General features: G+C 37.7%; 1 protein-coding gene. It reads left to right on the top strand.

The window, feature by feature from the left end; genetic code table 11:
• Positions 1–45: 45 nt before the first annotated feature.
• Positions 46–603, top strand: a complete 558-nt coding sequence (locus tag EC604_RS29500) for a shikimate kinase (protein ID WP_123067464.1) — start codon at positions 46–48, stop codon at positions 601–603.
• Positions 604–729: the final 126 nt, after the last annotated feature.

The following is a 729-nucleotide window of genomic DNA, read 5'->3' as shown; positions in this document are numbered from 1 at the left end:
GTTATAAGACATTGGCGCAAGATATTAAGAACCGGGGTGATACCTATGAAGTTCATATTGATATTTGGCCCACAGGCCGTTGGAAAGATGACGGTTCGTCATGAATTAACGAAAATAACGGAATTGAAATTGTTTCACAATCACATGTCGATAGAGCTATTTCATCCCTTTTTTGGTTTTGGTAGTGAAACTTGGAGGTTATCAAGTATCGTAAGAAGAGAGCTTTTTGAATCGTTCGCAAGCAGCAACCAGTATGGACTTATTTTTACTTACCTTTGGGGGTTTGATCTTCAGAAGGACTGGGAATTCGTCAAGCAAACATGTAACTTGTTTGAATCGAAAGGGGCAGAAATTTATTTTGTTGAATTAGAGTCAGATATAGAAGAACGATTAAAACGAAATAAAACGGCGTTTAGACTTGATCAAAAACCAACAAAAAGAAATATTGAATATTCTGAAATGGACTTAATCAAAACGATGGAAGAACATCGACTCAATTCTAAAGAGGGAGAAATTACTAGAGAGAACTATTTGAGAATCAATAATACAAATTTAAGTGCAGATGAAGTCGCAAGATTAATTAAAGATGAATTTAATTTATAGTACGTGTAAGTAATTCAAGAAGGCGCCAACATCTTATAACATAATATTCACGCTGCGGGCATACGCCCTTGGCCCGGCATTCGCCGGCCACCCGACATGCGTCGGGTCGTGAATACGGGAACGTTA

Source organism: Paenibacillus amylolyticus, from assembly GCF_003719335.1.
In the GTDB taxonomy this organism is placed as follows: Bacteria; Bacillota; Bacilli; order Paenibacillales; family Paenibacillaceae; genus Paenibacillus; species Paenibacillus amylolyticus_D.
Note: the sequence above shows the minus strand (reverse complement) of the source record. Positions and strands in the feature narration are given on the sequence as shown.